The sequence below is a fragment of the Desulfobacterales bacterium genome (assembly GCA_021647905.1).
Taxonomy (GTDB): domain Bacteria; phylum Desulfobacterota; class Desulfobulbia; order Desulfobulbales; family BM004; genus JAKITW01.
The window spans coordinates 1-13,427 of sequence record JAKITW010000013.1 but is presented as its reverse complement, the minus strand read 5'-3'; the positions used below and the strand labels follow the sequence as shown (position 1 = coordinate 13,427).

Sequence of the window (13,427 nt, the reverse complement as noted above, 5' to 3'; positions counted from 1 at the left end):
ACTTTTTACAGTCCCCTGAATCATGGCACCGCGGCGAGCCGGTCGCCGGGAAACACGAACCCGTTGGTGGTGGGCAGCACCATGGCGGTTGCGGTGCTGTCCGTGACCCTGATCACCCGGACCGCGCTTTTTTTGTTCCGTTCCTTGCTGATATAGAGTATGTCGCCCGGCTCCAGGCCGTCCCCGGCGCCCCGGTCCAGGTAAAGGATGTCGCGGCCGGCAACAACGCTACGCAGGTTAAAGAGGGCGATCACCGTGCCGCTCAAGTCCGGCCGCAGTTGATCAACAGGCATCGGTACCACCTGTTGCCGGGGCAGCGGGCCGAGATAGTCGTTGCTGCTTATCTCCTGAAAGATCGATACGATCCGGGCGGTGTGGCTTGGTGATCCCAGGGCCGTAACCTCGACCACGCCCACCTCGACGACCAGGTGCCCCATCTTTTTTCCGGTTTTGGGATGACGGACCTGGCCCAGGTCCCGATAGACGCCGTAGCGTTGTCCGACCGTGGCGCCGGTGCTGTCGATGAGCAGCGTTTCGTTGGCCCCGGCCGTGCTCCAGCCGTTGTCCTGGCCGATCACCCGGCCCCAGACCACCGGTTCTTTTACCACCACCCCGAGCCCGGGGCCAAAGACATCGGTCTTGGTCTGGCTGTCAGCCTCGCTTTGGGTGAGCACCGGATTGGGACCGCCCGGGGTCCCGGCCGGCGGTCCGATCTCCAGCCCTTTTTCCGGCTCCGGCCGGGCCGGGGCCAGGGGCGGCCGGCTGGATTCGATCCCAGGGATTGCAACCGCCTGGGTTCTTTTTTCTTCAGCACAGGGCACCCGGATCCGTTGTTTGGGAAAGATCAGGTCCGGGTCCTTGATCTCGGGATTGCTCTGCCAGATCCTCGGCCAGAGCATCGGGTCGCGGAGGTAGATGGAACTGATATGCCAGAGGGTATCGCCCTTGACTACCTGGTAGACGCATTGGTACTTGGTGCAGACAGTGCTCTGGCCCGGAATCCTGAGCATCTGTTCCGGAAAGATCAGGTCGGGATTTTTTATTTCCGGGTTGTTCCGCCAGATCGTCGGCCAGAGCAGCGGATCGGCGAGATAGGTGTCGCTGATCTGCCAGAGGGTGTCGCCCCTGACCACTCGATGGCCGCAGTCAGACTTGGCCAGGGTGGTGCGGGGGCCAGCGGCCAGGGATACGATCAGGGCCAGGCTGGTGAAGAGGATTATTTTCTTCATAACCGTGTTCCTTTGCCGGATGTGGTGGGAAGAGCTTGCCGTCTTCCCGAACCAGGTTGGTGTTTAACGATGATGAAATCGCTAAAAGTCGAAATGTTTCAAATGCCACCGAACGAAATCAACAAATTATAACATGATACACGTCCGTCGAGCGATTGTTGCGAGACCGACAATAAACTGAAACCATACCGTTTTTCTGAAAAAATCGCTCACCCTTTTCCTTGAAAACGGCGCATTCGGATATTCATCAGCAGACCGATCCCGAGCAGGGTGGTCAGGAGCGACGAGCCGCCGTAGCTGAACAGGGGCAGGGGGATGCCCACCACCGGCAGCAGGCCCATGACCATGAACAGGTTGATGATCGCCTGCCAGAAGATCAACGAGACAATGCCGAAGGCCAGCAGGACCCCGAATTTGTCCCGGGAGGAGATACCGATATTCAGGCCCCAGAGGATCATGAAAAAGTAGATCGCCACCAGGAAGAGGCTGCCGGCAAAGCCCCACTCCTCGGCCCAGACCGAAAAGGCGAAGTCGGTATGCCGTTCGGGCAGGAAGTGGAGGTGGCCCTGGGTCCCCTTGAGATAGCCCTTGCCGAATTTGAGCCCGCTGCCCACCGCGATCTTGGACTGCATGATATGGTAACCGCTGTTCATCGGGTCTGCCTCCGGGTTGAGAAAGGTCTCGATCCGCTGCCGCTGATAGGGCTTTAAAAAGAATTTCCAACCAATGGGAATGGCGGCCAGGCAGCCCCCGCCCAGGGTGGCCAGGGTGGACCAGCGCAGTTTGACGAACAGGGTCATGGAGACGAAGATCGCGCCCAGCATCAGGGCGGTGCCCAGGTCCGGCTGCTTGAGAATCAGGACAAAGGGCAGGCCGGTCAAGAGGGCCGGGACCGCCAGTTCGCGCAGGGTGAAACCCTTGCCGGTATCCTTGCGGTAATAGTAGCTGGCCAGGGTGATGACCAGCATCAGCTTGGCCGGTTCCGAGGGTTGCAGCCGGAAGAAACCGAGGTTGATCCAGCGCTGGGTGTGGGCAACGTCGCCGCCGAGAAGCAGGGCGGCCAGGAGGAGAAGAATGACCGCTGTGTAGAGCGGATAGTTCCAGAGGAGCAGGCTGCGGTAGTCGAAGCTGATCATCATCAGGATCAGGCCGAAGCCGAAGAGATAGAAATAGAGCTGCTTGAGAAATACCGCCGAGGCGCCGTTGCCGGTGTAGCTGGAACTGTAGAGGTTGATCAGGGCCATGGAGGCGATCACCGCCACCACGCAGAGCATCACCCAGTCGAAATTAAACAGCAGCCGTCGATCAAAACGAAACATTTTTTTCACAAAAGGCGAATGATGATGAACTCGTAACAACCCGAAAGGCTTCAAATGCCACCCAATAAAATCAACAAGTTACAAGACGAATCACGTCCGTCGAGCAGGTTGTTGCGAGACTGACAATGATGAATAACAATTTTTTACCGCTAAGGACGCAGAGGGTCGCAGAGTAAAGTTATTTTAAAAGCCACCCCCTGCGGTCCTCCGCGTCCTCTGCGGTTCAAAAGCTTGATGAATGTCCAAGTTTTTACTTCTGTCCAGTTTGAAATTCAGGATTGTCCTCTAACAAAACATCGGACGATTGACACTGCAGTTCGAACTTCTCAGTAACTAATGGGTCGCCTCGGCCATGTCCGGGGCTGGTTCCAGATCTATGCCAAAATACTCGGCCAGCACCTGTTTGGCAATGGGGCCGGCAACCGAACCGCCATGACCGCCGTGTTCCACCAGCACGGTCACCGCGATTTCCGGCTTGTCCGCCGGGGCAAAGCAGGTGAACCAGGCATGGTCCCGGTATTTATAGGGGACATCCTCTTCAGCCACATCCTTGTACCGGCTCAGGCGAACCACCTGGGCGGTGCCGGTCTTGCCGGCCACGGTAATCTTCTCCAGTCTGGCGGCCCGGCCGGTGCCGTGTTTGTCGTTCACCGCCCCGACCAGGGCCTTGTCGATCAGGCCCAGGAAACGTTTATTGCCCGCCACCCGGCCCTCGGCAACCGGGCTGAACTGTTTGGCAACCGTTCCGTCCGCCCGCTGGATCAGCTCGATCAGCTGCGGTTGGTAGAGGGTGCCGCCATTGGCGCCGGCCGCGGTCATCCGGCAGATTTGCAGCGGGGTGGTCAGGTTGAAGCCCTGGCCGATGGCAATTGACAAGGTCTCACCCTTTTGCCAGGCCACCTTTTTGCGTCTTTTTTTCCAGGACGTGGTGGGGACCAAGCCTTCTTTTTCATGCTCCAGTTTGATCCCGGTCTTCCGGCCCAGGCCGAAGCCCTCGGCATACCTGGCCAGGAGATCCACGCCCAGCCGTTGGCCGACCTGGTAAAAATAGACATCGCATGACTCGACCAGGGCGCGGTTGAGATTGACCGGGCCGTGGCCGTTTTTTTTCCAGCAGCCGTACCTGCGGTTGCCGAACTCCAGGGACCCGGAACAGTAGAACACGGTGTCAGGGGTGACGATCCCCTCGGAGAGCCCGGCCAGGGCAGTGACGATCTTGTAGGTGGAACCGGGCGGGTACTGGCCCATGATCGGTTTGTTGATCAGGGGATGGAGGGGGTTGTTGAGCAGTGCCCGCCAGTTTTTGCTGGAGATGCCGCCCAGGAATTGATGCAGCGGCAGGGTGGGTGAACTGGCCAGGGCCAGAACCCGGCCGCTGTCCACCTCCATGGCCACCACTGCCCCGGCCTTGCCGACCATGGCCTGTTCGGCAACGGCCTGGAGATCAAGATCAATGGTCAACTGGATGTCGTTGCCGGGCAGGGCGCCGATCCCCTTGAGGCGGCGCTGTTCAAAGCCCTGGGCGTTCACCTCCATGTACTGCCTGCCCTTTTCACCGCGCAGATACTCCTCGAACAGTTTTTCTATCCCCATCTTGCCGATCTGGTCGCCGCGCCCATAGTTGTCCCATTGTTTTTCCTTCAGTTCTTTTGGGTTGATTTCGGCAAGGTAACCGATCAGGTGGCCGGCAAGGTCCTGGTGCGGGTAGTCGCGGATGGGCAGGGCCACTATCCGGATGCCGGGCAGTTCCAGGTGGTTGTTTTCCACCGCGGCCAGGGTATGCCAGGGGATGTCCTCCTTAAGGGTGACGGGAATATGGCGGGGCAGATCGGCGGCGGCCCGGATCCGTTCGAGAAAGACAGCGATGTCCACGCCGGTGATCCGGGAAAGACGCTGGATCATCGCCTCCGGGTCAGGGGTGTCTTCCTTGTTCCAGACAAGGTTGAAAGAGGGGCGGTTGGTAACGATGATTTTTTCATTGCGGTCAAGGATATTGCCCCGGGGAGCGGGGATGTCCAGGACCCGGACCCGGTTGGTGTCGGCCAGTTGTTTGTAAAGCGGGCCGCTGTGAATCTGCAGGAACCAGAGCCGGGCAATGATCAGCGCCAGCAGGCTGATGATCACCATGGCGGCGATATCGGTCCGGCGCTTGAGATTGGTCAACTCTTCTTCGTCGACCCGGTATATTCTGGCGTCAATCCGCCTTCTCTTGAACTTCATCGGCTGCTGCGCTTCGGCTCAGGTGCGGAACCGGTTGTGGTTCTGCTTTTTGTTGAACAGGGACCAGCGGGTTTTGGGTCTGGTCGTTGTCCGCTGCCAGCAATAGTCGAACAGGGTGAAGCAGGGCATGGCCAGGATGGCGATCATCAGCGTCTGGAGCAGAAGCGGCCCCCAGGACCATTCAGGGCTGCCGCCCGGGCCGAAAACAGTGGCCGCGACGAACATCAGTCCGCTGCCCAGGAGATAGGCGGCCGCTGCCACCGGGGCCCGGTAAAGGGAATCATTGATCGCCATATAACGGTACAGTGTCTTCAGGGTGAAGAAAATCAGCAGATAGGTGATGGGATAGAGACCCAGGAATATCCCGGAAAAGATATCCGTCAACAGCCCGATGAAAAAAACCACCACCGCCCCCCGGACCAGGTCCAGTCGCGAGGGGATGAAGACGATGAGCAGAAAGGTGAACTCCGGCCGCCCCAGCCAGGTCGGCAGCACCGGCAGTAGCGAGGTCTGGATGACCAGCAGCAGAACCCCGATAAGGAGAAAGACCAGAACGGACATGGGTCAGTGGATGGCTATTGGGCCGGAGAATTTTTTTTCATGATGATAATGACGTTTTCCAGCCGGCTGAAATCAACGGCCGGCTCGACCTCGATCTCCTGAAACATGGAGCGCTGGTCCTGGTACACCCTGGAAACCGTGCCCACCAGCAATCCCTGGGGAAAGATCCCGCCCATTTCCGAGGTCACCACCCGGTCGCCCTTGACCACGTCCGCGTTCTTCATCACATAGTGCAGCCGGTAGCGGTCGCTGCCCTGGCCCTTTAAAATGCCGCGGGTCCGGCCGCGCTGGAGCAGCACGTCAATGGCGCTGTTCGGGTCGGTGGCCAGGAGGATCTTGGCATAGTTGGGCGAGGTGCCGAGGACCTCGCCGACGATCCCTGCCGCCGTGGCCGCGGGCATTCCCTTTGCCAGCCCGTCCTTGCTGCCGCGGTCAACGATGATGGTCCGGAACCAGAGGGAGGGGTCCTTGCCGATGATCCGGGCGGTCAAGGTGGGCAGGGGTAGTGATTCCTTGAAGTGGAGCAGCCGGCGCAGACCTTCGTTGGTCGCGGCGGCCTCCCGGTACTGGTTGTTCCGTTCCTGGGCCTTTTGTAACTCGGTCCGGAGTCGTTTGTTCTCGTCACGGACGTCAAGCAGGGCGTAATAGTCCTGCCAGAGTTCACGGCTGAAATCAGTGGCCCGGGAAACCATCGACTGGAGCGGCCCGATCAGTTCCAGGGAGAATTTATGGGAGGAACCGAACTCCTGTCTTCCCACGGTGGAGATGATCAGGATCAGGATCAGGGTGAGCAGGGCCCCGTAAAGCAGTACCTTATACTGTCCGGGGCGTTGTCTGCCATGTTGTTTCCTCATGATGTCACCCCCCGGCGCTCCCGGTGACAGGCAGAAGACGGCCGGCACTGGCGGCGGAGGACGGGCGGAAAGCGGCGGTAAGGGTCACGGGGTGCGTTACCAGTTGATCATGACCTCTTTCAGGATATCGATGTTGTCCAGGGCCTTGCCCGAGCCGAGCACCACCGAGGAGAGCGGATCGTCGGCAATGATGATCGGCAGCCCGGTCTCCTTGTTCAGCCGTTTGTCAAGGTTGCGCAGCAGCGCGCCGCCGCCGGTGAGCATGATTCCCTGGTCAACGATGTCGGCGGACAGCTCCGGCGGGGTCAGTTCCAGGGCCATTTTCACCGCATCGATAATCGCATCCACCTGTTCGGCAATGGCGGTACGGATCTCCGCCGAGTTGATGGTCAGGGTCTTGGGCACCCCGGAGACCAGATCCCGGCCCTTGATATCCATGGTCTGGTAGGGTTCGTCGGGCATCACGTCGCCGATGGTGATCTTGATCTGTTCGGCCGATCGCTCGCCGATCGCCATGTTGTGCTTGCGCTTGATGTACTGCAGGATCGCCTCGTCCATCTTGTCGCCGGCGGTCCGTACCGACTTGGCGTAGACGATCCCGGCCAGGGAGATCACCGCCACCTCGGTGGTGCCGCCGCCGATATCCACGATCATGTTGGCGGTGGGTTCGGTGATCGGCAGTCCGGCGCCGATTGCCGCGGCCATCGGCTCTTCGATAAGATAGATGGCCCGGGCTCCGGCCGATTCAGCCGATTCCTTGACCGCCCGTTTTTCCACCTGGGTGATGCCCGAAGGCACGCTGATGATTATCCGGGGGTGGACAAAGGTGCGGCGGTTATGCACCTTGTTGATGAAATAGCGGAGCATGGCCTCGGTGACTTCGAAGTCGGCAATGACCCCGTCCTTGATCGGCCGGGTGGCGACGATATTGCCAGGGGTCCGGCCGACCATCATCTTGGCCTCCTTGCCCACGGCCAATACCTTGTTTGCCCGGGCGTCGGTGCGGATGGCGACCACCGAGGGTTCCCTGAGGACGATGCCCTTGCCCTTCATGTACACCAGGGTGTTTGCCGTGCCCAGATCAATGGCCAGATCGTTGGACAGCCAGCCAAGTATTGCGTTCAGTGGAGAGAACATATGAAGTGGTCCTTTGGGTCCTCAAAAGAAATTGTTAAGGAAAAGATTGAAGATCGGTCCGCCCGGGGACAGGAATGGCGGCGCCCCTGAAATGAACCGGAACCGCCCGAACTTGCTGGAACCATGTCATCGGCAACCACCCTTTCCGGAGTCCCCCGGCGGTCGCTTGCCCGGGGTGCCGCCAGGCAGGGTAACAGGTCCGAATAAAGACGAAATACTCTAACAGAGTATGATGGGCTTGGCAAGTGCTATACCTTGCCCAGCCTCGGTTCCCGGAGAAAAAACTTGACACCGGTTCGGCAAACATGGTATCCAAGCCCTGTTTTCGCAGGGGGCCGTCCCGGGCGCTGTCCGGGTCTCCTTTCGGGAATGGGGCTATAGCTCAGCTGGGAGAGCGCTTGAATGGCATTCAAGAGGTCAGCGGTTCGATCCCGCTTAGCTCCACCACCCATACTTCCATGGCCTCGGCCGAGGCTGTTTGAACCGGTTCTTTAGGGAGGGCCTTGTCGGTTTTTCCTATGAGAAAAATACCTCTGCTGTCCTGGTAAAGAAACGGCCTTCTTCCGGCAGCAGAGGTTTTTTTTATGGTGACTCCATGACAGGAAAGAAAAACATCCCCTTACCAGGGCCGGACTCCCAGATCAAACCGGTATCCGATGAGGCGATTCTCAAGGTTGCCAAGGAGATCGTGGTCAAGTTCATTGAGGTGGGCCGTCTTTCGCCGGGCAACTTTGGCGAGACCTTTGACTCCATCTACCGGTCGGTCCACGATACTGTTCGCTCGTAGCCCGTTTTTCTCTTCAGCGGGCTAGCCGCGGCCGCATCTTGCAGCCGCGGCGGCCGGTTGTCCGGTCCGTTTCCCCCAGGCCTTGCCAACGGAACCCCATGAATCTCCCGGCTGCTGACCAAGGCGCGCAACTTTCTCCCGACCTGAACCGGGTCCCTGGTTCCATCGGTCATATCCACTTGATCGGCATCTGCGGCACCGGCATGGGCGCATTGGCCGGTCTGCTCCATGGCCAGGGGTACAAGGTCACCGGTTCCGACCGGCAGGTCTACCCGCCGATGAGCGATTTTCTGGCCCGGCTGGGGATCCCGGTGATCAGCGGCCATGGGCCGGAGAACCTTGTTCCCCGGCCCGACCTGGTGGTGGTCGGCAATGTCGTCACCCGGAAGAATTCCGAGGCCGTTGCCCTGGCCGCGGCCGGGATTCCCTATCTGTCCTTTCCCCAGGCGATCCGGACCTTTTTTCTGGCCGGCAAGCGTCCGCTGGTGGTGGCCGGCACCCACGGCAAGACCACCACTTCCTCCATGCTGGCGGTCATGCTCCATGCGGCCGGCAATACCCCCGGGTTCATGATCGGCGGCCTGGTCCAGGAGTTCGGCCGCAATTTCAACACCAGCAACAGCCCTTTTTTCGTACTTGAGGGCGACGAGTATGACACCGCCTTTTTTGACAAGGGACCCAAGTTTCTCCATTACCGGCCCGAGATCGCGATCATCACCAGTATCGAGTTCGACCATGCCGATATCTATGAAGATCTGGAGGCGGTGAAAAGATCATTTGCACGGCTGGTGGCGATCATGCCCGGGGACGGCTGCATCATCGCCTGTGCCGATGATCCGGTGGTGCGGGAGATCGTGTCCCAGGCCCGCTGCCGGGTGGAGAGCTACGGCCAGGGAGCGGATGCGGACTGGCAACTGGAGGAGTTGCGGGTAACCCCCCGGGGCACGACCTTCCGGGTCCAATACCGGGATGAGTTCTATGGTGATTTTGCAAGCCCGATGCCTGGCCGCCATAACGGCCTGAACGGACTGGCGGCCATTGCTGTGCTGCACCGGCTCGGCATCGGTCCGGAAACAACGGCCGCCGGGCTGGCCTCTTTCAAGGGGGTCAAACGGCGGCAGGAGGTGCGCGGCGAGGTGGACGGGATCACGGTGATCGATGATTTTGCCCATCACCCCACCGCGGTGCGGGAGACCCTGGCCGCATTAGGCGAGGCATACCAGGGGCGGCGGCTGATAGCCGTGTTTGAGCCCCGCACCAACACCTCGATGCGCAACGTTTTCCAGGGGCGTTATGCCGGCTGTTTTGACCACAGCGATATGGTCATTGTCCGCGAGCCGCCGGCCCTGCACAAGGTGCCGCCCGGGGAACGCTTTTCCAGCAAACAACTGGTGGCGGATCTTGCCAGCCGCGGCCGGGACGCCCTTTACTTTGCCGATACCGACGAAATTCTTGACCATCTCCGCCGTAGCGCAATACCGGGCGACGTGATCGCCATCCTCTCCAACGGCGGCTTTGATAATATCCACGCCCGCCTGCTCGACCTGCTTGGTGCCCGGAGCTGAGGACCTGTTCCGCCGTTGGTCCCCGGTCCGGTAAACCATCAGGCCGACTACTAGGTTTTGCCTATCAAAACCCTGGTAATAATCTAGCATTGTTCTTCTGTCCGCAATCCAATAACATTTGTCGGTCTCGCAACAACCTGCGAGACGGACGTGTGTCATGTTGTAAGTAGTTGATGTTATTAGGTGGCATTTGAAGCCTTTCGGGTTGTTACGAGACCGACAAAACTTGAGATCGCAATTTGCGACCTCAAGTGATGCTGCCGGTCATGGTGGAAGAAGATATTCTCCCCTTGTATTTACCGAACACGGGGCCTTGATGGTCGCGTCGATCCTGAAAACGAAGAGAGCCGTCGAGGTCAGTATCTATGTGGTGCGGGCCTTTGTGAAGCTTCGCGAAATGGTTGCCGGCCACAAGGAGTTTGCCGACCGGCTCGAAATCCTGGAAAACAGACTCGCCGAGTACGACGAGAACTTCCAGATAGTCTTTAAGGCGATCCGGCAGTTGCTGGACACGGATGAGAAACCGAAGCGGAAAATCGGGTTTTAGGAAGTAACCGTTCAAACGGTTCCAACGGTTTAAACTGTTTAAACGCTGGAACGGCTCAAACGAGGTATAACAATGATCGTGAAAAACTTCGAAGACCTGGAAACCTGGAAACTGGCAAGGGTGTTGACCAACCAGATCTATGCCGCGACCGCCAAGGGGAATTTTGCCAAGGACTACGGCCTCAGAGACCAGATCCGCCGTGCCTCGGTGTCTGTGATGTCCAACATCGCCGAGGGGTACGAACGGGGCGGCAACCAGGAATTCATCCAATTTCTTGCCATTGCCAAGGGGAGCTGTGGCGAGGTGCGCTGCCAACTCTATGTGGCCCAGGACCAGGGATATATCGTCCGGGAAAAGGCAGAGATACTGATAGATCAGCACCGGAAACTGTCGATCATGTTGCACAAGTTTATCGAGCACCTGAAGAGGAGCAAGTTTAAGGGCCAGAAATACAAGAAACCGAAAGATCCTGAAATGGAAGAATTTGACGCAATGCTGCAGTCGTATCTGAAAAAGTAACGGCCCAAACGCTCAAACGGTTTGAACGCTGGAACGCTTAAGCGGCTGAAACGGTTTAAACGCTTAAACAGTTAGTTCAACAAACGGTTTAAACAATGAAACGGTTCGAACGGTTTTTTAACTATTGGGGCAAGGCGGAAAAAGCCGAGGAAGGCCAACCGTTGCGATATCATTTGCTGCCTTATCACTGTCTGGATGTGGCAGCGGTTGGGAAGGAATGAAAATCAAGAGGATTGGGTTGGACAAAATATTTGGATACTTGTGGGCAAAGACGTCCAGAAATGGGGATTCAGAGTGGCACCCCCTCATCCTTCACTTGCTAGATGTTGCTGCCAGTGTGGACGCGATACTGGCACGTGAACCAGAGAAGACACGTGACATGATGGCGGCAATATTGGGGATGGGCTGGGGGGAGGCACGCCCGTGGCTCTTGTTCCTGGCATCCTGCCATGATCTGGGAAAGTCTTGTCCGGGGTTTCAGTCCAAGTGGCCGGAGCTGCTTCCTAAGACAGGTTTGCGTCTTCCACGAAGTCCGAATATCGTCATCCGACACGGATTTGTTGGTCAGATTGCTTTGGCAGAGATTCTGCGTGACCGGGAATGGCCGGAAGATTTGGCCGAACTGGCGGCGGATGCGGTTGGTTGTCATCATGGCAATCGGGCCTCAGAAAACGCGAAAGATAAGGCGTCGCTAGAAATTTATGTTGGCAGGGGCGAGCGACTTGAAGAAGTAAGGAATGATTGGACACAAGCTCGTCATGGCCTTGCGGAGGCTTTGCTTGGGGTTTTCAACCCTTCAGTACTACCCTCAAAGCCGACCATTTCCGGGCCTGAATTTATGTTGCTGGCGGGACTTACGAGTTTTGCCGATTGGATTGGTTCCAATGAAGAATGGTTTCCCTTCGGTTGTCCTGATGATTGCCCTGACCTCCCTGGCTGGTTTCGAAAGAGCAGAGTTAAGGCGGAAAAGGCATTGAACGCAATCGGCTGGGAGTCACGAACTCAGCTTTCCCAAGAATCCAGGCCCTTCGAGGAAGTTTTCAGCTTTTCTCCCCGTCCGTTGCAGCAAGCGGTCAGCGAGGCCCTTGCAGCACTGACAAAGCCTGCCATTCTGTTGGTGGAGGCACCCATGGGAGAGGGGAAGACAGAGGCCGCTTTCTACGCACATCTGGAGCTACAGCGCAAGTGCGGCCATCGAGGGCTCTATGTGGCTCTACCGACCAAGGCCACAGGGAACGCCATGTTCAAACGAACCCTCAGGTTTTTATCCGGCCAGGGAGGCAACCGGAAGCTCGATCTGCAACTGGTGCATGGCGCCACGCTACTTAATGACACCTTTCAGAATCTGCGTCTTTCCGGCATCCACGATCCCGATACCGGAGGCGAGATCCGGGCCGGGGAATGGTTCACTTCCAAGAAGCGGGCGCTCCTGTCGGAATATGGTGTTGGCACAGTGGACCAGGCTTTGTTGCCCATTCTGCCGGTTCGGCACAACTTTGTCCGTTTGTGGGGGCTTGCAAATCGGGTGGTGGTTTTCGATGAAATTCATGCCTACGATGCCTACACCGGCACATTACTGATTCACTTGATGCGCTGGTTGCTGGCGCTGGGCTCATCGATTGTGCTGCTCTCCGCGACCATGCCCCCGTCGATCCGGCGCAAATTGGCGGAGGTTGTCAATACCGATCTTCCCGCGCATGAGGTGGAGTACCCTCGTCTCTCCATGTTCCACTCTGGCAGAGTCGATCAGGTCCATTTCGAGGCAGACCCCGCTCGGCGTTTGAAAATAAACCTGTTTGGAATCTCGTCGGATCTACCGGCAATACGTTCAGCATTGGAGGAAAAACTTGCAAATGGCGGCTTGGGGCTGGCCCTGGTCAACACGGTGCAACGTGCTCAGGAGCTGTACAGGCTTTTCCCGAATGGTGAGACAATCAAGGCACAAGGGCAATCTGTCGGGAAACGCTTAACTGACGGGACAGAAATCTATCTTTTTCATGCCCGTTTCCCTTCCAATCAACGGCAGAAACGTGAGGAACTGGCCTTGGCTACCTTCGGCGAGGATGGGGGACGGTCCGGCCGGAAAATCCTCATCGCCACCCAGGTGGCGGAACAGAGCCTTGACCTTGATTTCGATGTGATAGCCACGGACCTCGCCCCCGTCGATCTTGTCCTTCAACGGGCCGGGCGGTTGTGGAGGCACACAAGGGAATTCCGGCCGATACCAGAGCCTCAACTCTTGGTTGCCGGACTCGTCGGGGACGAGCCACCTTCTTTCGGGAAACCACTCTGGTGGGGGGCGGTATATCGTGAAGAGCTCCTCTTGCGGACCTGGTGCCTTTTGCAGGAGAAACAGGAGTTAACCCTGCCGGATGAGATCGACACCCTGGTGCAAGCGGTCTACGAAGAGATGGTGCAAGTACCCGATTCACTCTTGGAAAGACTGGAAAAGGCTTTGATGGACGGAGACGGGGAAAAGGTTGCCAAACAGGGTCAGGCCAATCAGGCTATCATTGGTTTTCCGGATGACGCATCGTGGAAGGATGTGCAATTCGAGAAGGCGGATGAGGATGAACCTGGTTTGCATACCACGCTTGTGGCGCAGACACGACTTGGCAATCCGTCAGTGGTGGCTGTGCCTCTATGGGCAGAGGACGGATTGCTTCTTGAAGTCTTGCCGGATTTCGAC

11 protein-coding genes and 1 tRNA gene are annotated in these 13,427 nt (G+C 58.1%); 6 read left to right on the top strand and 6 right to left on the bottom strand.

The genetic code is table 11. The features are described from left to right. Positions 1-20: 20 nt before the first annotated feature. The 6 genes from L3J03_03730 to L3J03_03705 all read right to left on the bottom strand — a co-directional run bounded on the left by L3J03_03730 (position 21) and on the right by L3J03_03705 (position 7,320). Positions 21-1,229, bottom strand: coding sequence for a LysM peptidoglycan-binding domain-containing protein (locus tag L3J03_03730; protein ID MCF6290088.1), 1,209 nt, complete (start codon positions 1,227-1,229; stop codon positions 21-23). Between the two features lie 209 nt (positions 1,230-1,438). Beyond that, entirely contained in the window at positions 1,439-2,548 is a 1,110-nt protein-coding gene (rodA, locus tag L3J03_03725; GenBank protein ID MCF6290087.1) for a rod shape-determining protein RodA, read from the bottom strand. A 333-nt stretch (positions 2,549-2,881) separates the two neighbouring features. After that, a complete protein-coding gene (gene mrdA, locus L3J03_03720; protein ID MCF6290086.1) occupies positions 2,882-4,768 on the bottom strand; it encodes a penicillin-binding protein 2 in 1,887 nt (628 codons plus the stop codon). An 18-nt stretch (positions 4,769-4,786) separates the two neighbouring features. Further along, on the bottom strand, positions 4,787-5,329 hold the full coding sequence (gene mreD, locus L3J03_03715; GenBank protein ID MCF6290085.1) for a rod shape-determining protein MreD: 543 nt from the start codon (positions 5,327-5,329) through the stop codon (positions 4,787-4,789). A 14-nt stretch (positions 5,330-5,343) separates the two neighbouring features. Further along, entirely contained in the window at positions 5,344-6,183 is an 840-nt protein-coding gene (mreC, locus tag L3J03_03710; GenBank protein MCF6290084.1) for a rod shape-determining protein MreC, read from the bottom strand. A 96-nt stretch (positions 6,184-6,279) separates the two neighbouring features. After that, positions 6,280-7,320 (bottom strand): rod shape-determining protein, encoded by a 1,041-nt coding sequence (locus tag L3J03_03705; GenBank protein ID MCF6290083.1) that lies wholly within the window; start codon positions 7,318-7,320, stop codon positions 6,280-6,282. A 371-nt stretch (positions 7,321-7,691) separates the two neighbouring features. Here L3J03_03705 and L3J03_03700 point away from each other — a divergent pair. From L3J03_03700 to cas3, 6 genes are all read left to right on the top strand, one after another. Beyond that, positions 7,692-7,767, top strand: a tRNA-Ala gene (locus L3J03_03700). Positions 7,768-7,915: 148 nt separating this feature from the next. After that, complete coding sequence (locus L3J03_03695) at positions 7,916-8,107, top strand: hypothetical protein (GenBank protein MCF6290082.1); 192 nt, start codon at positions 7,916-7,918, stop codon at positions 8,105-8,107. A 98-nt stretch (positions 8,108-8,205) separates the two neighbouring features. Further along, complete coding sequence (mpl, locus tag L3J03_03690; GenBank protein ID MCF6290081.1) at positions 8,206-9,672, top strand: UDP-N-acetylmuramate:L-alanyl-gamma-D-glutamyl-meso-diaminopimelate ligase; 1,467 nt, start codon at positions 8,206-8,208, stop codon at positions 9,670-9,672. 316 nt (positions 9,673-9,988) lie between these two features. Then, complete coding sequence (locus L3J03_03685; GenBank protein MCF6290080.1) at positions 9,989-10,219, top strand: hypothetical protein; 231 nt, start codon at positions 9,989-9,991, stop codon at positions 10,217-10,219. A 72-nt stretch (positions 10,220-10,291) separates the two neighbouring features. Further along, complete coding sequence (locus L3J03_03680; protein ID MCF6290079.1) at positions 10,292-10,738, top strand: four helix bundle protein; 447 nt, start codon at positions 10,292-10,294, stop codon at positions 10,736-10,738. A 217-nt stretch (positions 10,739-10,955) separates the two neighbouring features. Beyond that, positions 10,956-13,427, top strand: a 2,472-nt coding sequence (cas3, locus tag L3J03_03675; protein ID MCF6290078.1) for a CRISPR-associated helicase Cas3', incomplete at its 3' end; no start/stop codon positions are given.

Excerpts from the sequence above, each read along its gene's own strand:
- L3J03_03730 (MCF6290088.1), bottom strand. The coding sequence starts at position 1,229 with ATGAAGAAAATAATCCTCTTCACCAGCCTGGCCCTGATCGTATCCCTG.
- L3J03_03680 (MCF6290079.1), top strand. The coding sequence starts at position 10,292 with ATGATCGTGAAAAACTTCGAAGACCTGGAAACCTGGAAACTGGCAAGG.
- rodA (MCF6290087.1), bottom strand. The coding sequence starts at position 2,548 with ATGTTTCGTTTTGATCGACGGCTGCTGTTTAATTTCGACTGGGTGATG.
- L3J03_03695 (MCF6290082.1), top strand. The coding sequence starts at position 7,916 with ATGACAGGAAAGAAAAACATCCCCTTACCAGGGCCGGACTCCCAGATC.
- L3J03_03705 (MCF6290083.1), bottom strand. The coding sequence starts at position 7,320 with ATGTTCTCTCCACTGAACGCAATACTTGGCTGGCTGTCCAACGATCTG.
- mrdA (MCF6290086.1), bottom strand. The coding sequence starts at position 4,768 with ATGAAGTTCAAGAGAAGGCGGATTGACGCCAGAATATACCGGGTCGAC.
- mreD (MCF6290085.1), bottom strand. The coding sequence starts at position 5,329 with ATGTCCGTTCTGGTCTTTCTCCTTATCGGGGTTCTGCTGCTGGTCATC.
- L3J03_03685 (MCF6290080.1), top strand. The coding sequence starts at position 9,989 with ATGGTCGCGTCGATCCTGAAAACGAAGAGAGCCGTCGAGGTCAGTATC.
- mpl (MCF6290081.1), top strand. The coding sequence starts at position 8,206 with ATGAATCTCCCGGCTGCTGACCAAGGCGCGCAACTTTCTCCCGACCTG.
- mreC (MCF6290084.1), bottom strand. The coding sequence starts at position 6,183 with ATGAGGAAACAACATGGCAGACAACGCCCCGGACAGTATAAGGTACTG.